The sequence below is a fragment of the Vibrio sp. 10N.261.54.E10 genome (assembly GCF_002877735.2).
GTDB classification, from domain to species: domain Bacteria; phylum Pseudomonadota; class Gammaproteobacteria; order Enterobacterales; family Vibrionaceae; genus Vibrio; species Vibrio crassostreae_C.
Window position 1 is genome coordinate 1,880,503 of the sequence record NZ_MCXE02000001.1, and the last position, 19,642, is coordinate 1,900,144.

15 protein-coding genes are annotated in these 19,642 nt (G+C 45.0%); 8 read left to right on the forward strand and 7 right to left on the reverse strand.

Features of this window, described 5'->3' with window-relative positions; all coding sequences use genetic code 11:
* The first annotated feature begins 111 nt into the window (after positions 1 to 111).
* Positions 112 to 1,383: a YeaH/YhbH family protein gene (locus BCU07_RS08165; RefSeq protein ID WP_102427866.1), complete on the forward strand. Its 1,272-nt coding sequence runs from the start codon at positions 112 to 114 to the stop codon at positions 1,381 to 1,383.
* An 11-nt stretch (positions 1,384 to 1,394) separates the two neighbouring features.
* Positions 1,395 to 2,957: a SpoVR family protein gene (locus BCU07_RS08170; RefSeq protein ID WP_017062134.1), complete on the forward strand. Its 1,563-nt coding sequence runs from the start codon at positions 1,395 to 1,397 to the stop codon at positions 2,955 to 2,957.
* A gap of 144 nt (positions 2,958 to 3,101) precedes the next feature.
* Here BCU07_RS08170 and sohB read toward each other — a convergent pair whose 3' ends face one another.
* Positions 3,102 to 4,163: a protease SohB gene (gene sohB, locus BCU07_RS08175; RefSeq protein ID WP_009849001.1), complete on the reverse strand. Its 1,062-nt coding sequence runs from the start codon at positions 4,161 to 4,163 to the stop codon at positions 3,102 to 3,104.
* Positions 4,164 to 4,306: 143 nt separating this feature from the next.
* On the opposite strand from sohB, the gene BCU07_RS08180 reads away from it, so the two are divergent.
* The 4 genes from BCU07_RS08180 (at position 4,307) to BCU07_RS08195 (ending at position 10,589) form a co-directional block, all read left to right on the forward strand.
* Entirely contained in the window at positions 4,307 to 5,047 is a 741-nt protein-coding gene (locus BCU07_RS08180; protein WP_050621848.1) for a YciK family oxidoreductase, read from the forward strand.
* Positions 5,048 to 5,202: 155 nt separating this feature from the next.
* Positions 5,203 to 5,910 carry a translesion DNA synthesis-associated protein ImuA gene (gene imuA, locus BCU07_RS08185; protein ID WP_102427867.1) on the forward strand — a complete coding sequence of 236 codons (708 nt, stop codon included), beginning with the start codon at positions 5,203 to 5,205 and terminating at the stop codon, positions 5,908 to 5,910.
* A 3-nt stretch (positions 5,911 to 5,913) separates the two neighbouring features.
* The gene (locus BCU07_RS08190; RefSeq protein ID WP_102427868.1) at positions 5,914 to 7,383 is read left to right on the forward strand and encodes a Y-family DNA polymerase; all 1,470 of its coding nucleotides are present in this window, start codon (positions 5,914 to 5,916) and stop codon (positions 7,381 to 7,383) included.
* A 113-nt stretch (positions 7,384 to 7,496) separates the two neighbouring features.
* A complete protein-coding gene (locus BCU07_RS08195) occupies positions 7,497 to 10,589 on the forward strand; it encodes an error-prone DNA polymerase (RefSeq protein WP_102427869.1) in 3,093 nt (1,030 codons plus the stop codon).
* A 333-nt stretch (positions 10,590 to 10,922) separates the two neighbouring features.
* Here the strand turns inward: BCU07_RS08195 and BCU07_RS08200 are convergent, their stop codons facing one another.
* Both BCU07_RS08200 and BCU07_RS08205 read right to left on the reverse strand, forming a co-directional pair.
* Positions 10,923 to 11,864: a chemotaxis protein CheV gene (locus BCU07_RS08200; RefSeq protein WP_017062139.1), complete on the reverse strand. Its 942-nt coding sequence runs from the start codon at positions 11,862 to 11,864 to the stop codon at positions 10,923 to 10,925.
* Positions 11,865 to 12,032: 168 nt separating this feature from the next.
* The gene (locus tag BCU07_RS08205; protein WP_017062140.1) at positions 12,033 to 13,250 is read right to left on the reverse strand and encodes an ROK family protein; all 1,218 of its coding nucleotides are present in this window, start codon (positions 13,248 to 13,250) and stop codon (positions 12,033 to 12,035) included.
* Positions 13,251 to 13,569: 319 nt separating this feature from the next.
* Here BCU07_RS08205 and pyk point away from each other — a divergent pair, with 319 nt between their 5' ends.
* Positions 13,570 to 15,018 carry a pyruvate kinase gene (gene pyk / locus BCU07_RS08210; protein WP_017067208.1) on the forward strand — a complete coding sequence of 483 codons (1,449 nt, stop codon included), beginning with the start codon at positions 13,570 to 13,572 and terminating at the stop codon, positions 15,016 to 15,018.
* A 159-nt stretch (positions 15,019 to 15,177) separates the two neighbouring features.
* Here pyk and BCU07_RS08215 read toward each other — a convergent pair whose 3' ends face one another.
* Both BCU07_RS08215 and BCU07_RS08220 read right to left on the reverse strand, forming a co-directional pair.
* A complete protein-coding gene (locus tag BCU07_RS08215; protein WP_102427870.1) occupies positions 15,178 to 16,392 on the reverse strand; it encodes a patatin family protein in 1,215 nt (404 codons plus the stop codon).
* A gap of 41 nt (positions 16,393 to 16,433) precedes the next feature.
* Positions 16,434 to 16,523: a YnhF family membrane protein gene (locus BCU07_RS08220; protein ID WP_100214626.1), complete on the reverse strand. Its 90-nt coding sequence runs from the start codon at positions 16,521 to 16,523 to the stop codon at positions 16,434 to 16,436.
* 145 nt (positions 16,524 to 16,668) lie between these two features.
* Between BCU07_RS08220 and BCU07_RS08225 the strand changes: the two genes are divergently transcribed.
* On the forward strand, positions 16,669 to 17,262 hold the full coding sequence (locus BCU07_RS08225; RefSeq protein WP_017067207.1) for an outer membrane beta-barrel protein: 594 nt from the start codon (positions 16,669 to 16,671) through the stop codon (positions 17,260 to 17,262).
* A 91-nt stretch (positions 17,263 to 17,353) separates the two neighbouring features.
* Here BCU07_RS08225 and BCU07_RS08230 read toward each other — a convergent pair whose 3' ends face one another.
* On the reverse strand, positions 17,354 to 17,758 hold the full coding sequence (locus BCU07_RS08230; RefSeq protein ID WP_102427871.1) for a hypothetical protein: 405 nt from the start codon (positions 17,756 to 17,758) through the stop codon (positions 17,354 to 17,356).
* 228 nt (positions 17,759 to 17,986) lie between these two features.
* Positions 17,987 to 19,417 carry a PTS glucose transporter subunit IIBC gene (ptsG, locus tag BCU07_RS08235; protein WP_017062145.1) on the reverse strand — a complete coding sequence of 477 codons (1,431 nt, stop codon included), beginning with the start codon at positions 19,415 to 19,417 and terminating at the stop codon, positions 17,987 to 17,989.
* Positions 19,418 to 19,642 lie beyond the last annotated feature (225 nt).

Here is a 19,642-nt window from a genome sequence, read left to right on the forward strand (position 1 = left end):
TGCTCAACTGAGCAGCTCGTATAAACCAATAACTTTTATACCTTAGTAAATCAATAACTCTTATACCCGAATAAAAAGTAGGATCGCGACATCAGCTGAGAGGGAGTTCTTATGGCACAATTTATCGATCGGAGGCTCAATGGCAAAAATAAGAGTGCTGTGAATAGACAGCGTTTCTTACGACGCCATAAAGAGCAAATCAAAGAATCTGTGGCCGATGCAGTTAACCGACGCTCAATCACCAATACAGAAACAGGTGAAGACGTCACTATTCCCCATAAAGACATCAAAGAGCCGAACTTTCACCAAGGTCAAGGCGGCGTAAGAGAGCGCGTTCACCCAGGTAATGATCAGTTCATCACTGGCGATAAAATCGAACGCCCTAAAGGTGGTGGTCAAGGTGGTGGCTCAGGCCAAGGCGACGCAAGCCCTGATGGCGAAGGCCAAGATGAATTTACCTTCCAAATTTCAAAAGATGAGTATCTTGATATTCTCTTTGAAAATTTAGCTCTACCTAATCTAGAGAAAAATCAGGTCAACAAAATCACCGAATGGAAAACTCACCGCTCTGGTTACCAAAGCGCGGGGATTCCATCCAACATCGCTATCGTTCGTTCACTACAGCAATCTCTGGCTCGTAGAACCGCGATGACAGCAGGTAAAAAGCGCGAGCTTAACCTACTGATGGAACAGCTTGACCAAGTTAAAATGACGGAGCCGGCACAACCTTTTGAGGAAGGTCGCCTCAAAGAAGAGATTGCCGAGTTACGTAAAAAGATTGAAAGCGTGCCGTTCATTGACACCTTCGACTTACGTTTTAAAAACTATGAGAAGCGCCCTATTCCATCTAGCCAAGCGGTCATGTTCTGCTTGATGGATGTGTCCGGCTCAATGGACCAAGCGACTAAAGACATCGCAAAACGTTTCTACGTACTGCTTTATTTGTTCCTCAATCGTACCTACGAAAACGTCGATGTGGTGTTTATTCGTCACCATACTCAAGCGAAAGAAGTCGACGAACATGAGTTCTTCTACTCACAAGAGACGGGCGGCACCATCGTTTCTAGCGCACTGAAATTAATGAAAGAAATTGTCGCAGACCGTTACCCAGCTAATGAGTGGAATATCTATGCGGCACAAGCATCTGATGGTGATAACTGGGCTGACGACTCGCCTCGTTGTAAAGAGCTGTTGGTCAACACGCTTCTGCCAACTTGTCAGTATTACTCTTATATCGAAATTACACGCCGCTCTCACCAAACGCTTTGGCACGAGTATGAGAAGTTAGAAGCAAGCTTTGACAACTTCGCCATGAAAAACATTAAAACGGTGGATGATATTTTTCCTGTGTTTAGAGAACTGTTCCAGAAAGAGACAGCGTAAGGGAGTTTGCCATGACAGCGAAATCAAACGTTGCAGAGAAAAACAAAGCTGCAAAAAAGAAAAACGACAAGATGCTGCCTGATGGTCCAGATTGGACGTTCAACCTCTTGGAGAAATACCACGTAGAAATCAAACGTGTTGCGCAGCATTACCGTTTAGATACTTACCCAAACCAGATTGAAGTGATTACTTCAGAACAGATGATGGATGCCTACTCGAGCATTGGTATGCCTATCAATTACAACCACTGGTCTTTTGGTAAGAAATTCATTCAAACCGAGCAAAACTACAAGCATGGCCAAATGGGCTTGGCATACGAAATCGTAATCAACTCCGATCCTTGTATCGCTTACCTGATGGAAGAGAACACGGTCACAATGCAGGCGCTGGTAATGGCTCACGCTTGTTATGGCCACAACTCTTTCTTTAAAGGCAACTACCTGTTCCAAACATGGACCGATGCCAGTTCCATCATCGATTACTTGTTGTTTGCTAAGAAGTACATCAGTGGTTGTGAAGAGAAATATGGTGTTGCTGAAGTCGAGCAGCTCCTTGATTCTTGTCACGCACTGATGAATTACGGCGTAGACCGATACAAACGCCCTGAGAAGATTTCCATTGCAGAAGAGACAGCAAGACAAGAAGAACGCGAAGCTTATCTGCAATCTCAAGTGAATGAGCTATGGCGAACCGTTCCTCAAAATAAAAGTAAGGAAGAAGAGACCAAGATCCGCTTTCCTAGCGAGCCTCAAGAAAACATTCTCTACTTTATCGAGAAGAACGCACCACTGCTTGAACCTTGGCAACGAGAGTGTGTTCGCATCGTTCGCAAAGTGAGCCAATACTTCTACCCTCAAAAACAAACTCAAGTGATGAACGAAGGCTGGGCAACCTTCTGGCATTACACCATTCTTAACCACCTTTACGACGAAGGCTTGGTGAGTGATAAGTTCATCTTAGAATTCCTACACAGCCATACCAGTGTCGTCGCACAACCTGCCTACAACAGTCCTTATTTCAGCGGGATAAACCCTTATGCGCTTGGCTTTGCGATGTTTAGAGACATCCGACGCATCTGTGAAGAGCCAACCGATGAAGATAGAGAGTGGTTCCCTGAGTTAGCCGGAAGTGATTGGTTAGAAGCGGTGCACTTTGCGATGCACAACTTCAAAGATGAAAGTTTCATCAGCCAATACCTTTCTCCAAAAATCATTCGAGACTTTAAGCTGTTCTCTGTACTCGACGACGACCGTAAAAATACCATTGAGGTGAGTGCTATTCATGATGATCCGGGCTATCGCCTGATTCGTGAGAAGCTTGCGGCGCAATACAACCTAAGTAACCTTGAACCAAACATTCAGGTGTTTAATGTCGATGTTCGTGGTGACCGCTCAATGACACTGCAATATGTGCCTCACGACCGCATCCCGCTTGATAAAGGCTACGACGAAGTGATGAAGCATCTCTATCGCTTGTGGGGCTTTGATGTGATTTTGGAAGAGCTCAAAGACACGGGTCATCGAGAAATCCTGACGACTTGTCCGAAACGCAATGACTATGGAGCCAAGATTTAATACCCATCATAGTAAGTAGATTATGGGTATAAAACTCCGCTCCCCCTACAACATAGTGGTCACCCGCTCGGAAGTGGAGCAATAAAAAAGCGCATAAGTCTGATGACTTATGCGCTTTCTTTTTAAGGCTCGAACTAAATAAGCTTAAACAATCGGCTTTTGACCGCGTTCAATCAGCTTCATCAACACGCTGTCTGCAGATTTACCTGCCACGCCCGCTAGTTTGTCTGAAAGCTTTTTCTTCTGTACGTAGTGGATCGCTAGAACCGTTTTGTCCTTACATGCCGCTACGACTAAGTCATCAGAAGTGCTGATCTCATCCACCAGTCCAAGTTCATGTGCTTGTGTACCAAACCAGTGTTCACCCGTTGCTACTTTTTCAAGATCTAACGCAGGACGATGGTCACGGATGAAGTCTTTGAATAGGCCATGTGTCTCTTCTAGCTCTTCTTTAAACTTCTCACGTGCTTTATCGCTGTTCTCACCAAACATAGTAAGCGTGCGTTTGTACTCACCCGCCGTTAGCTGCTCGAACTCAATATCGTGCTTTTTAAGTAGTTTGTTGAAGTTTGGCAGTTGAGCGATAACACCAATAGAGCCAACAATAGCAAACGGTGCAGATACAATTTTGTCTGCGATACATGCCATCATGTAACCGCCGCTTGCCGCCACTTTGTCTACCGAGATAGTCAGAGGCAAACCTGCCGCTTTGATACGATCAAGTTGAGAAGACGCTAAACCATAGCCGTGAACCATGCCACCGCCAGACTCAAGTTTCAGCAATACTTCATCACCTTCACGAGCCACAGCCAGAACCGCCGTTACCTCTTCACGTAATGAAGCCACTTCTTTCGCATCAATGCTGCCGTTAAAATCAAGAACGAATAGATGTGGTTCACGCTTACTATCAAGCTCACCCTCTTTCGCTGCTTTCTTCACTTCTTTACCGCGTGATTTTACTTTCTCTTTTTCCGCTTTCTTTTCTGCTTTATCCCGGGCTTTGATGAAAGCATCATCATGTAGATGGTGCTCTAGTTGTTCAATCGTCTGTTTATGATGTTCAGATAGGTTCGTGATTTCCAGCTCACCTTTAATCGCGCTTGATTTCCCACCTACAGATTTAGCAATCACTAAAATTGCGATGATGGCGATTACAACGGTCGCAATCTTGGCTAAAAACAAGCCGTAGTCCAACAAAAATTCCAATGTCATATCCCCTATTGTATGAATTAGTGTATTGTAACCATCTTGTCACGATTACCAAGAATTTCTCATCATTCCTGCGGTTATCTGTGTGATTAAACATCAATGGAATGACGAACATAATAAAAGAAAGAAGGATAAGCACAGTGGATTACCCAATCTCTACAGATGCCCTCAAAGATAAAGTAATTTTGGTTACAGGTGCCGGTGCTGGCATTGGTCGCCAAGCAGCACTAAGCTTCGCTCAACATGGTGCAACTGTCATTCTGTTAGGCCGCAATGTTAAAAACCTTGAATTCATTTACGATGAAATCGAAAGCGCTGGTTACCCACAACCTGCGATTATCCCATTGGATTTAAAAGGTGCGACAAAGCAGAACTACGTTGATATGGCTGAAACCATTGAATCACAGTTCGGTCGTTTAGACGGTCTACTGCATAATGCTGGCGTTCTTGGCACTCTAAGCCCGTTTGAGCAGATTGATGAAGAAACCTTTGATGATGTTATGCAGATCAATGTGAAATCTGAGTTCTTGATGACTCAAGCTCTGCTACCTGCACTTAAAAAAGCAGAAGCGGGTCGCATCGTATTTACCTCTTCAACGGTTGGTCACTCTGGCCGCGCATTCTGGGGCACTTACGCGATTTCTAAGTTTGCTACCGAAGGTATGATGCAAATCTTAGCGGACGAGCTTGAAGACACGAACATCCGTGTTAACGCAATCAACCCGGGCGGCACTCAAACACGCATGCGTGCAAAAGCGTACCCAGGAGAAGATGCGAATAAGCTAAAAACGCCACTCGACATCATCCCACTGTACCTACATTTAATGAACCCAAGCGTGACAGATATTAATGGCCAATGTATCGATGCTCAACCTAAGTAACTGATATCATTAACCAACAGTAAAAAGTCGCTTCCATAGCGACTTTTTTTGTATCTAAATCAACCATCTAATACTTACTGCCGCTAATTTTCATCATTTCTCTTTGCATCTTTTTCATTGTTAAATATACTGTATAGATATACAGGTATTTAATTATGCATGAACTAATAAAAAACTTACAAGACCGCCAGCTAATCTGGAAAGGGTTACAATCAACAACGCAAGGAAGTACCACTTCAACAGGCTATCCTCAACTGGATAAACAGCTTGATGGCGGCTTCCCGACGCACGGCGTTATTGAAGTTGAATCACAACAAGGGATCGGCGAGCTTCGCCTCCTTACGCCCTATTTATCTCAACAAAACTCGCAAAAACTGGCCATATTCATTAATCCGCCAGGGAAGATCTGTGCCGAGTTTTTTAACGGCCAAGGCATTGAATTAGAGAATATTCTTGTTATCCAGCCTCAACGCGATCTCGATGCGTTGTGGGCGGCTGAGCAGTGCCTCAAAAGCGGTGCTTGTCACTCTGTATTGCTATGGGGAGCCGATCTAGAAATACACCAAACCAAGCGCTTACAAGCAGCAAGCGAAACCGGTAAGTGCCTGCAGTTTCACTTTAAAGCCACCAGCCATAATCAACTATCCCTACCCGTTTCTTTAAGCATGAAGCTGTCTTCTCACGCCCAAGGATTGAAGGTAGAGGTAACAAAAAGAAAAGGCAGTTGGTCGTATGGCGGCTTTATTCTAGACATGACACACAACTGGCCGTTACTCACAGAGAACGTCATTCATGAAGACAATTTAGATCGTGCTTTGTCAGGTAACACTGTGCTGGCTTTTCCTATTGCGAAGCAAGGCTAGCGTATGTTGTGGCTTTATCTGCACTTTCCGTCCCTGCAGTTGGATACCTTGTTTAACTCTAATGAATTGGGTTCGAGCGAAGACTCACGCGAACAACCCATTATCATCGTGGATGAAAAAGATCACCGAGTACTGCAAGCAAACCCAGTTGCGTTGCAATCGGGAATTTCACTTGGTACGGGCTTAGGATCTGCGGCGGCGCTGTGTCACAACTTACACGTCCACCCTTACAGTATTGAACTGGAGAAAAGTAAGCTGAAAGAGATAGCTCAATGGGCGTATCTGGTCACTTCTGATATGGCGTTATTGCCACCTAATGGTTTGTTGATTAAAGCCTCTAACATGCTGTCACTTTACGACGGGCTAGATAACTATTGGCATGAACTCAAAAGCCATTTAGAAACGCTCAATATTCAGTTCAACTTTGCGACGGGTTATTCACCGCTTTCTGCGATCCTTTTGGGTAAGCAAGCGATCAACCAAGCAACAAACAATGTTCAACAGATGAAGACTTGGGTTAATCAGCAAGCTCTAAGTTCTAGCGAACTGCCGCCTAAACAAGTTGAACGCTTAAATCGTGTCGGCATTAATATCATTGAAGAGTTATTGAAGCTGCCTTTGCAAGAGGTCGCACGCCGCTTTGATATCGACTTGGTGAATTATGTCGGTCGCCTTAACGGCCAGTTCAAGCACCCGATTGATTTCTATCATCCACCAGAGAATTTCCAGCAATATTTGGAGCTATTGTTTGATATTGAAAACATCCTATTTATCGAAAAGCCGTTGCTGAAATTACTGAATCAACTCGAATGTTTTTTGAAGCTACGCGATCGAGTGGCTTTCGAGTTAACTCTGACTTTACACCTAAGAGATAAAGACGATCACCCTGTCTCTTTTTATTCGGCACAAGGTGATTACCTTGCTGAAAAATGGGCGAACCTTACTCATCTCACCTTAGAGTCACTCAAGCTCACCGCACCGGTTCAAGGACTGACCCTCAGCTTGGTTCGTCATGGAGAACCCCAAATGGCCTACCATGATCTTTTTGATGGTAATACCGGAACACTTGCCGCGTTAGATTTGCTCTCACTACTGCAAGCAAAGCTTGGACAAGCCTGTATTCAAACACCAAAAATACAGCACGACCCAAGGCCAGAAAAGGCCAATCAGTATTCGCTCCCAACACTGAGTAAGTCTGTGACAAAAAGGCAAGCGCCCTCAAGGAGCGAGCAACAAACCACAGCTCTCAGCGTCGTTCAACAGCGGCTCAGGCCCAGTATTTTACTGCCAGAGCCCGAAGCCTTAACCGAAAGCGTCACCTTATCTCAAGGCCCAGAGCGCATTGTGTCTGGCTGGTGGGACGGAGAGAAGGTCATTCGTGACTACTTTATTGCTCACAGCGAAAACGGTCGGTGGCTCTGGATATTTAGAACGCCAGATAAACAGTGGTTTTTGCACGGCTTATTTAGCTAGTCGGTAAGAACGTAAGTCAGCAAGAAACTTTGTTAGCTCCTCCGTTCTACTTATTCAATTTCAGCGTCCCTTTTCAATCATGTTCACTCGCAATAGTTAAGTGAGATCACATTATGTCTCAGCAATACTCAGAGCTTTTCTGTCAAAGTAATTACTCCTTTCTAGAGGGAGCTTCGCATGCGGAAGAGCTTGTTTTACAGGCCGACTTCTTACGTTACAAAGCACTCGCGGTTACTGATGAGTGCTCAGTCGCGGGCATCGTTAAGGTTCACTCTGCAATCAAGCAACATAAACTGTCACTCAAGCAAATTGTCGGGAGCATGTTTTGGTTAAATGAAGAGTGCCAAGTGATCTTGATATGCCCAAACAGACAAGCCTACGCCGAGCTGTGCCGTATAATTACCAACGCGAGACGTCGTAGCAATAAGGGACATTATCAGCTCTCTGAGTGGGATATCATGTCGGCTAAGCACTGCTTTATTCTTTGGCTTCCTCAACAGAAAAATGAAGACGCGCACTGGGGGCAATGGCTATCTCAGCACCATTCAGGTCGGCTTTGGATCGGCTTACAAAGACACCTAAAGCAAACCGACCAGCAGTACACAGATTACTGCGTTGAGTTGTCACAACATCATCAACTGCCGATAACAGCTTGTGGTGGCGTGCTAATGCACAATGCTAACCGCTTACCCTTACAGCACTCACTCACTGCGATAAAGTACCAAAAGCCCATTACCGAAGTGGGCAGTCACTTACTCGCTAATGCCGAGCGCTGTTTACGAAGCATCAATAAGCTCTCACGTATTTTCAAAGCGGAGTGGCTAGAAGAGAGCAACCGAATCTCAGAACTGTGCGAATTTGAGTTAAACAGTTTGCGCTACGAATATCCAAGCGAGCTGATTCCTCAAGGTGAGACGCCCATGAGTTATCTGCGCATGTTGGTCGAAAGAGGGAAACAAGCTCGCTTCCCACAAGGCGTGCCTCGCGACATTCAACAAATCATAGATAAAGAGCTCGGGCTGATTGATGATCTCGACTACCCTTTCTTCTTTCTCACCATTCATGACATCGTCATGTTTGCCAAAAGCCAAGGCATTCTTTACCAAGGTCGAGGTTCAGCGGCCAATTCCGTGGTCTGTTACTGCTTAGAAATCACCTCTGTCGACCCAAGACAGATCTCGGTGCTGTTTGAGCGTTTCATCAGTAAAGAGCGCGATGAGCCGCCTGATATTGATGTCGATTTTGAACACGAACGTCGTGAAGAAGTCATCCAATACATCTATAAAAAATACGGTAGAGAACGGGCTGCACTTGCTGCAACAGTCATCTCTTATCGCTTCAAAAGTGCGGTGAGAGATGTGGGGAAAGCATTAGGGCTACAAGAAACTCAGCTCGACTACTTCATCAAGAACACCAATCGCAGGGACAAAAGCTTAGGTTGGCAGGCTCAGCTCACTCAATTAGGGCTACAACCTGATTATTTGAAGGGGCAGCAGTTTATCCACTTGGTTAATGAGATTATCGGCTTCCCACGTCACTTATCTCAACATGTCGGTGGCTTTGTCATATCCTCAGGGCCTTTGTATGAGCTGGTTCCCGTCGAAAATGCAGCGATGCACGATCGAACCATTATCCAATGGGATAAGGATGATCTAGAAACCTTAGGCTTGCTGAAAGTTGATGTGCTCGCGTTGGGTATGCTCTCTGCGATTCGTAAATGTTTCGACCTGATCAAACGTATTCACGGGCGATCACTGACCATTGCTGAGATCACTCGCCTTAAGGACGATCCTCAGGTTTACGGCATGATTCAGCGAGCAGACACAGTCGGGATATTCCAAATTGAGTCACGCGCACAAATGAGCATGCTGCCAAGGCTTAAACCGAAGACTTATTACGACTTGGTGATTCAAATCGCTATCGTACGCCCAGGCCCTATTCAGGGTGATATGGTGCATCCGTTTCTCAAGCGTCGAGATGGCATTGAGCCAATCAGTTATCCATCTAAAGACGTGGAATCAGTACTGTCGCGCACCTTAGGTGTACCGATATTCCAAGAGCAAGTGATCAAACTCGCGATGGTCGCTGCAGGGTTCACAGGCGGAGAAGCAGATCAACTCAGACGGGCAATGGCCGCTTGGAAGAAAAATGGCAACGTCTTTAAGTTTAAAAACAAACTCATCGAAGGAATGCAAAAGCGCGGCTATGAGACAGAGTTTGCTGAGCAGATCTTTAAACAGATATGCGGCTTTGGCGAGTACGGTTTTCCTGAAAGCCACTCCGCTTCGTTTGCGGTGTTAGCGTATTGCTCCGCTTGGTTGAAATGCTACTACCCAGAGTGCTTCTACGCTTCTCTGTTGAATAGCCAACCGATGGGGTTTTATAGCCCTTCACAGTTAGTACAAGACGCACAACGACACAATGTGGTGATACTTCCGGTATGTGTGAACGCTTCTCAAAACGACCACACGGTTGCCCCTCATCAGAATGGTCTAGCGATTCGCTTAGGGCTGCGACAAATCAAAGGATTCAGCGAGCATGGAATTCAAAGCGTGCTCGCCAATCGTCCACCATCCGGTTATCGCCACCCTAGTCAGGTGAAACAGTTATCGATGAATAAGAAAGATATCGAGCTACTGGCATCGGCCAATGCGCTACATAACGTTTCTGGAGACCGCTTCCAGACTCGCTGGGCGATCATGGACTCGGCGTCGGATTTACCTCTGTTTAGCCAAGCCTATGACGATGCTGAGGCAGGACATGACGAACATGTACTGCACAAGCCCAATGAGATGCAAGATCTACTCGAAGACTTCACCAGTGTCGGAATTTCATTGAACAAGCACCCCATCACTTTACTCGAAGAAGCAGGACGATTAGGTCGATTCACACACATGAAAGATTTAATACAGCAAAGACACAAATCTATGGTCACCGTTGTCGGATTAGTCACAGGTAAACAATCTCCCGGCACCGCGGCAGGTGTCACCTTTGTTACGCTGGAAGATAGCACTGGCAATATTAATGTCGTGGTATGGGGAGCAACCGCACGCGCTCAACAGCAAGCTTATCTCACAGCCAAGGCGTTAAAAGTACAAGGGATATTAGAAAAAGAAGGTGAAGTCGTGCATGTTATCGCGGGAAAACTTATCGATATTACCGATGAAATTGTTGGCTTGAAAACCAAATCTCGGGATTTTCATTAGCGAAGTACCAACTGTTCTCAATCGATCATTGGCTAAAGAAAAGAGAGAAAGAAAAACGAAAAAGGGAAGCATCCGCTTCCCTTCAATTCCAGTTGTTGAGTTATGACTCAACTTCAGCTTCCGTACGTCTTTTCTTAAATTCCCTATACAGTAATAAGCTCAAAGTCATGACGACTTTAGACGTTAACCATATCATTAAGAGGAACTACCTTAGATTGTGTGTGAAAAATTACGCTAGTAGTTGAGCATATTTCGTTAAGAAAAATATGCTGCGTGAATATTAGCAAGCGTTTTCTATAAGGTCACTCAAAACAAACCGTACAGCAGCATTAATTATAAAATCTGACGCATTCGCTCTTGAGTCACTTCAACCAAGAGGTCTGGCTGGAACTTAGAAATAAAGCGGTTACACCCTACTTTCTCAACCATAGCTTCATTAAAACTTCCACTTAATGAAGTATTTAGCGTGATGAATAGGTCATGCATTCTTGGGTCAGTACGTACTTCGTGTGTCAGCTTGTAGCCGTCCATTTCAGGCATTTCAGCATCGGTGATCATCAACAATATTTCTTGATTGATGTCTTTGCCTTCATCACACCAGCCCTTAAGTAAGGTCAGTGCTTCTAAGCCATCACAACACTCAATAATGTTCAAACCCAACTGCGACAAGGTGCCTTTGATCTGGTTACGCGCTGTTGAAGAGTCATCAACGATAAGCACATTGCGTCCTATCATCTCCTGAGCTAATTGTTCATCTAAAACGCCTTCAGAGATCGAGACATCGTAATCAATGATCTCAGCCAACACTTTCTCAACATCGATGATCTCGACGATCTTGTGCTGCTCTTCTTCTTGAATATGCGTAATAGCGGTTAGGTAGTTTGCACGGCCTGTTGTCTTTGGCGGCGGCTGGATTTCTGTCCATGTCGTGTTCACGATATTACGAACTTGCCCAACCAAGAAACCTTGTACGGTTCGGTTGTATTCCGTAATAATCAGGTTGCTCTCTTGAGACTCCGCACGAGATGGCGGAAAGCCAATGGCACTGCGTAAATCGATAACAGGCACCGATTCACCACGTAAAGACGCAACACCCGTAATATGATGATGAGAGCCCGGTAAGCGAGTGAGTACTGGCACTTTGAGGACTTCTTTCACTTTAAATACGTTAATCGCAAATAGTTGACGACTATTTAAGCTGAATAACAAGAGTTCCAGACGGTTTTCACCGACCAGTTTGGTTCTCTGATCAACCGAATTTAAAACGCCAGACATACAACACCTTAGTGACAAATAATAACTGTGGCTACAATAGCCTACTTCAATAGGTTAAAGCAAAGCGCCAATGCACAGAATGCTTAAACTAAGTACAACAAATGATGTTATACAAAGCTTAAGTACATGGAAAGGTTCAAGGTAAAGCTACAAGACGAGAAAAAGGGGTTAACCTTCAATAACTTTCATTAACAGTTGGCCATCGTATAAGGCCTGCTTGATGAGCGCAGCACCTGGCATGGTTGCCTGCTTATAAAAACGAGATTCCACCAGCTCTAAGTCTTTATGGTAAACCGATAGACTCTGCTCTTCGATACACTTTTGAATCGCCGGGTATAACACGCTCTTCGCCTGATTGATAACACCACCCACCAAGATTTTCTCTGGGTTGAACAGGTTAATCACAATCGCAATCGCAGAACCTAGATAACGGCCTAACTGTTCAATCACTTCGACAGCCAGCGGATCCCCATTAGCAGCGGCAGCACAGATCTGTTCAATAGTGACGTCTTCAAACACCGTTAGCGTTGATTCTTCACCATTTACCAATCGCTCTTTGACTTGCTCACGGATTGCCTGAGAACTCGCCACCGTTTCTAAACAGCCTCGATTACCACAGTGGCAAAGCTTGCCTTCCTTGTCGATCTGGATATGCCCCAACTCACCGATGTTACCGTGACGTCCTTGCAGAACGCGACCATCAAGAATGATCCCGGCACCTAAACCGTGGTGAATCGAGATAAGAACAGAGTTGTCGTTGTCTTGTGAGTTACCAAACAGCTTTTCTGCTAATGCCCACGCTCGGGTATCATTGGCAATAAAAACTGGCAAACCGGTTTCTTTGTAGATCTCCGGCCCCAACGCTAAGTTTTCAACGTTATAGTGCGGCATCTGCAACACAATACCTTGCTCTGAATTCACCAGACCTGGCAGTGTGATAGCGATACTCGTCACCCTGTCGAGTTGCTCGGCATAGGTTTGGAAGAACTCATCGATTTCATGGAGAAGACGCGCAAGCACATCGTCTTGATCACGTTCATGGATATCAATCTTGGTATCGATAAGCACGTCGCCGCCCAATTCATGGAGCGCGATCGTCAAGTATCCGCGACCAAGACGCATCGACAAAAATTGCCAACCTTCGTTATTGGTTTGCAGACCGACAGCAGGACGCCCACGAGTAGTGGCTTCTTGAACCGTCGTTTCGTGAATAAGGTGAGCTTCAATGAGTTCACGGGTAATTTTAGTAATACTCGCCGGAGCCAACTCACTTTGCTTGGACAGATCGATACGAGAAATAGGACCTTTAAGGTCAATTAGTTTATATACACGACCAGCATTGACCTGTTTGATATGATCAATATGGCCCGGTTGAGCCATGTACATTTTACGCTCCAGAAATCATCAACGAGGTAATTTTTTTACTTTGCGAAGTAATTGTGAAGTCACTTGGTATATCGCCGTGACCAGTATCACGTATATACATGAATCTTTGTGTATCGAGTCAAATAGTTCGAGGAAAATTAACACCCACATCGATAATTTGCGACTTAATTTTCAGAATAAAACATCGCATTTGAGCCCTGAATTCAATAATTAAAGGCAAATCAAGAAATATCCTCCTAGCTCCCAATAAATTATCAATTAATGCATATACTTAATTCAGTCTTTTAAAAGATTACTTGGCCTCACTCTAGGAGTATTCATGACAGCCGAATTAAGAAAAACGAAAATCGTCACAACGCTAGGCCCTTCTACTGATAAAGGTAACGTGCTTGAAGAGATCATCAAAGCCGGTGCCAATATTGTTCGTATGAACTTCTCTCACGGCACCAGCGACGACCATATACAACGCGCAGAAAAAGTCAGAGCAATAGCAAAAAGACACGGTACTCAAATCGCCATTCTCGGAGACTTACAAGGTCCCAAGATTCGTGTGTCGACATTCAAAGATGGCAAAATTCAACTTGCCGTAGGTGACCTATTTACTCTCGACAGCAGCCTAGGTTTAGGTGAAGGCAATCAAAAAGCCGTTGGCCTTGATTACAAAGAACTGCCTAACGACGTATCCGCCGGCGATATACTGTTGCTTGACGATGGTCGTGTTCAACTCAAAGTAACCAAAGTGGAAGGCTGTCGCGTTCATACCGAAGTCATCATTGGCGGCCCACTCTCAAATAACAAAGGCATCAACAAAAAAGGGGGTGGCCTTTCCGCAGAAGCGCTAACAGAAAAAGACAAGCGCGACATCGTCACCGCCGCACAAATCAAAGTGGATTACCTAGCGGTGTCTTTCCCTCGTAATGGTGAAGACATGCATTATGCTCGTCAGCTTGCACGAGAAGCCGGCTTAGAAGCTCACCTCGTCGCAAAAGTGGAGCGAGCAGAGACAGTAGCTACAGTTGAGAACATGGATGACATCATAATGGCCTCAGATGTGGTCATGGTGGCTCGTGGTGACCTCGGAGTGGAAATTGGCGACCCTGAGTTAGTCGGAGTACAAAAACAGCTTATACGCCGTGCCAGAGCGCTTAACCGAACTGTCATCACCGCAACTCAGATGATGGAATCAATGATTTCTGCGCCAATGCCAACCCGTGCCGAAGTTATGGATGTTGCCAACGCCGTACTCGATGGCACCGATGCTGTGATGCTGTCTGGTGAAACTGCAGCTGGTGACTACCCAGTCGAGACCGTAAAATCGATGGCTGAAGTCTGTATTGGTGCGGAAAAAATGGCAGGCATTAATAACCAATCCAATTACCGTATTGACCGCACCTTTGTTACTGCCGAAGAAACCGTTTCGATGGCGACCATCTACTCTGCAAACCATATGGAAGGCATTAAAGGCGTTGTCACTCTCACCGAGTCAGGCCGCACCGCACTGATGATGTCTCGCCTGAGTGCCGACATGCCGATCTACGCGCTGTCTCGTAACGAAGGAACGCTTAATCGCTGTACCTTATACCGAGGTGTGACACCTATCTACTTCGAGACAGAAGCCGAAGACAGCTTTGACATTGCACTATCTACACTCACTTGCTTGAAAGAGAAAGGACACCTTAAGTTTGGTGACCTAGTGATCGTCACTCAAGGCGACATTATGGATGTAGCAGGGTCAACCAACTGTATGAGAATCTTGCCTGTCACCTGATATTTGACCTTAAGGCGAAACGATTCGCCTAATCTCAAAAACTTAAAAGGGTTATCGAACCAAGTTCAATAACCCTTTTTCATTTCAGAACACGACTCACTACAATCTGCTTAAACAGCATAACGAGCTCACAGTATGCTAGCTCATCAACTTCGAGAATTACTTGCCAGCAGCAATGGTGGCTAACTGTGGCATATGAGAATTGCGCGCGTTTTCCGTTGAGGTATAGGTCTCCACAAATCGGTAACCGGCTTCTAAACCCAATTCGTAATCATGCAGTAAATCATCTTTATGACTCATTAATGAGCTCGATTTAAGCGTTTGACTAGGTGCTATCTGAACCACAAACGCGTCGTCTGGTGGCGAATTCAAAAAATCCTGAGTCAATGAGTAGGTCTGATAATGCACCATTAGCATGTCAGCCAAGCCTGAATCAAACTTATCTCCGATTAAATGACTTAAGCGATAAATATCATCTGCACCAAATAGCCAGCGACCACCGTTCAGCAGGTCTAAATGCCCACGGTCACGCTTCTGCTCTTTTGAGCGCATAATTTGTTGTTGGAAGAAAGAGGTCCAGTCGGTTTTCCACTGTTCCACTTTCTGTTGCCAATGACCTTGAACACTGTCAAAAGATTCGCGGAACCATTCCAGTTCTTCGGCAGAGATTGGTTTAGGCGCTTTGACTGAAGATCCCTTGACTGGAGCTTCAACCAAATGGTTATTGCCTTCCTCCACCACTGGCTCAGTACGAATCACCACAATAGAACGAGCTTGTCTTCGCCAGGCTTCTTGAACTGGGATACACGCCGATACACCACCGTCCACATAAGCACTGTCACCAATAAAGACTTCGTCATTGTACAAGCGAGGAATAGCACAGGTCGCAATCATCACCTTGTACCAATCTTCGCCCAATAATGGGAAGTAGTGGTCTCGTAAGTCTTTGGAATCCGTTACAGCCGCATAGAAGTGGCGATCGCCTAGCGTTTGTCGCCCTAAATCCAGATCGAGCTTATATGGGTAAGCCATAATTTGTTCTAGCGCCCATTCTAATCCTAGGTTCTTTCTGTGTCGTATATAGGAAAAGAGATTGAAGAACTCTGGTGAGGTTGTGAGGTCGAGAACAAAAGAACGTCCAAGGCCTTTATCACGGCACAGATAAGCACATAAGTTGAGAGCACCTGCTGAGGTACCAAAAAATTCGTCGAAGGGGTCAAAATTTGAGAGAAGAAAGGCATCCAGCACTCCAGAAGTAAAAATACTTCTCTGTCCGCCACCTTGAGCGACCAGTGCTGTTTTTCCAGCAATAAACTTAGCGTAATAATCCAAGTCTATTGCTGTATCAATATTGGTTATAATCCCACTATTCATTATTCCCTGAGTATCAAAACTCAGCCTCGCAATAGATGGTATTAACTACCAATCGCAATAAAGCCAAATGAAAGAATGATCATGTAGATAAACACGGTAATTTGTAGGGCATTTTTCAGATTATGGTCCATAGACACCTCTGGCTTATTATTAATTTGTCGAGTCTCTATTTAAGTACTATCAGGTGTGTGAAGTATCTTCAAGAATCGTCGAAATTAGTCGCACAATATTGATGTAACCATCACAATTAGTAAGTGTATGGATAAGGATATACTCATGAATAACAAAGCAAATATGATGGCACTGATTACGCTTCTCTCCGTTTCAAGCGCGTATGCTTCGCCGGAGATCATCATTACACCTATGGTAGGTTATACCGGCGGTGGCAGTGTCGAAGACCAGGACGGTAAAACCTATGACATGAAAGGCTCTGAAAATTACACCTTTGCCATTGAAACGCCACTTGAAAAAGGACGCATCGGCTTCTTCTACTCCAATCAGAGCTCGGAATTAGAAACGCTCAACCTAAGCTCCTCCATCCAATACCTGCACCTTCAAAGCAGCATCTACTACCCTGCTTCGCCTGTGTTGTCGGGTTATCTAGGGCTAGGCCTGGGTGCTTCTTACGTCGATGTAGACTGGGCAAAAGATAAGTATGGATTCTCAACTTCTATCTTTGGTGGCTTAGAGTACAAATTTAGTGACCGACTAGCGTTGAACACACAAGTACGTTGGTTAGGCACGGTTGTCGACAACGATACCTCCGGTGTTTGTAATATCCCAAATAACGGGCAAGAGTGCATCATTCGCTTTGATACTGACTGGATGAACCAATTCCAAGCCAATGTCGGACTGAGTTTTACTTTCTAAGTGGCTCAATGAAGCAAAATATAAGATCGGCCCAAACGAAAAAACCAGCTAAATGCTGGTTTTTTCATTATTAAAACGGTTTTAGTTCAGGTTAGAACTTATAGGTAACACCTAAAGCGCCGCCTATTTGCAACTCAACACCTTTATACATATCGAGTTCAGGGTGAACTTGAGCGTAAGCATTCCAACCTTCGTAGAAATTCACTTTCACGCCTAACGGCAAGCGTAAGCCAAAGTCGTCATTCCATTCAGCCCAAGCACCAGCACCGACGTACCAGCTCAACGGAGCTTCAGTCTCGAACTGACCACGCTTCAAAATGTAATCAAAGGCAGCGCCGTCATTGCCAATCGTAGCACGGTATTTCTGATCAAATTCCACAACGACACTCAGGTCTTGGTCAATGGCAAGTCCAACTTCCAAAGCTGGAGCTTCAGAAGCGTGAGCAAACGAGGCTCCGCTGCAGCACATAAGGCCGATCAAGTAACGATGTTTCATAATATTCTCAGACTGTGTTTAAAAGCGGTAGTTTACTGGAATAATAACGAAAGGTGTCATCGCTAGGTAAAAGATAAAAGACACGAAAAATTTAAGAGCAACCATCAACTGATCGAGTTGAATGATAAGTATCTGAGTTAATGGAGATTAAGCACAATAGATCTTTCATAGAGCAGAAAACAAAAAAGGAGGCCTTTCGGCCTCCTTTCAATTTATTGAATCAGAGAATTAACCGTTGTTACGGATCCACTCATCCATGTCTGTCTTAAGGTTGTCAGACTTAGTACCGAAGATAGCTTGTACGCCACCCGCTACTACTACAACACCTGCAGCGCCTAGTTTCTTCAGCTTGTCTTGGTCAACAAGAGCTGTATCAGCTACTGCAACACGTAGACGAGTAATACAAGCGTCAAGACCAGTGATGTTCGCTTTGCCACCGAATGCAGCAACTAGCTCACCAGCAAGTTCAGAACCAGTCGCAACTGACTCTTCTTCAGTCTCGTCTTCACGGCCTGGAGTTTTAAGGTCTAGAGCTTTAATCACAGTGCGGAATACGATGTAGTAAATTGCAGCGTAAGCAATACCACATACAACCATTAGGCCCATCTTAGACGCGTTGCCAGATAGAACTAGGAAGTCGATTAGACCGTGTGAGAAAGATGTACCGTGTACAAAACCTAGAGTGTTCGCAAGAACGTATGCAGAACCAGCTAGTAGAGCGTGGATTGCGTACAGTACTGGAGCAACGAATAGGAAAGAGAATTCGATTGGTTCAGTGATACCCGTTAGGAATGAAGTCAACGCAGCAGAAGCCATGATGCCCATTACTTTAGCGCGGTTTTCAGGCTTAGCTGAGTGTGCAATCGCGATTGCAGCAGCAGGTAGACCGAACATCTTGAACATGTAACCACCAGCTAGCTGACCGAAGCCATTGCCCGCTGCACGAGATGCGTCATCAGCAACTAAGTAACAAGTAAGAACACCGTTTTGAGTTTCGCCAGCAGCGTTTACACAAGTACCAGCTTCAAAGAAGAAAGGTACGTTCCAAACGTGGTGAAGACCAAATGGAATTAGAGAACGCTCAACGATACCGTAGATACCAAACGCCACTTGTGGGTTTTGGTGAGCAGCCCAATCAGAGAACGCAGAGATAGCGCCGCCAACTGGTGGCCATACTACAGATAGTAGGATTGCTAGACCAATCGCAGAGAAACCTGTGATGATTGGCACAGCACGCTTACCAGCGAAGAAGCCAAGGTACTCTGGTAGTTGAATACGGAAGAAACGGTTGAATGCCCAAGCAGCAACACCACCGACTAGGATACCACCTAGTACACCAGTATCGATTTTATCAACGCCCATTACACCAGCCATTACGCCAAGTGTAGCAGTCATGATGCCATAACCAACGATAGCAGCTAGACCCGCTACACCATCGTTGTTAGTAAAGCCAAGTGCAACACCTACTGCGAACAGTAGTGCCATTTGACCGAATACTGAACCACCAGCTTGTTCCATTAAGTTTGAAACGATTTCTGGAATGAAAGGAAGATCTGCTGCACCGACACCTAGCAAAATACCCGCAACTGGTAAAACTGATACTGGAAGCATCAGAGACTTACCAACTTTCTGCAGGCTAGCAAAAAGGTTCTTAAACATGTTTATGCTCCTGATAAAGATAAAATAATTATATTGGGTTCTAACGGCACACCCCCGTAGCCTATATGTTAGCACCCTGCGAAAATGTAACCATGTATTGCATTATATTTTCTGCCGCTAAATATATATTGATGGGGAACTAACTTTCTAGTCACTTACGAAATTTAGTTTCAAAACACGTCTTGGATCACATGTCAAATCTAGAAATGCAATGCTTTACAAGTG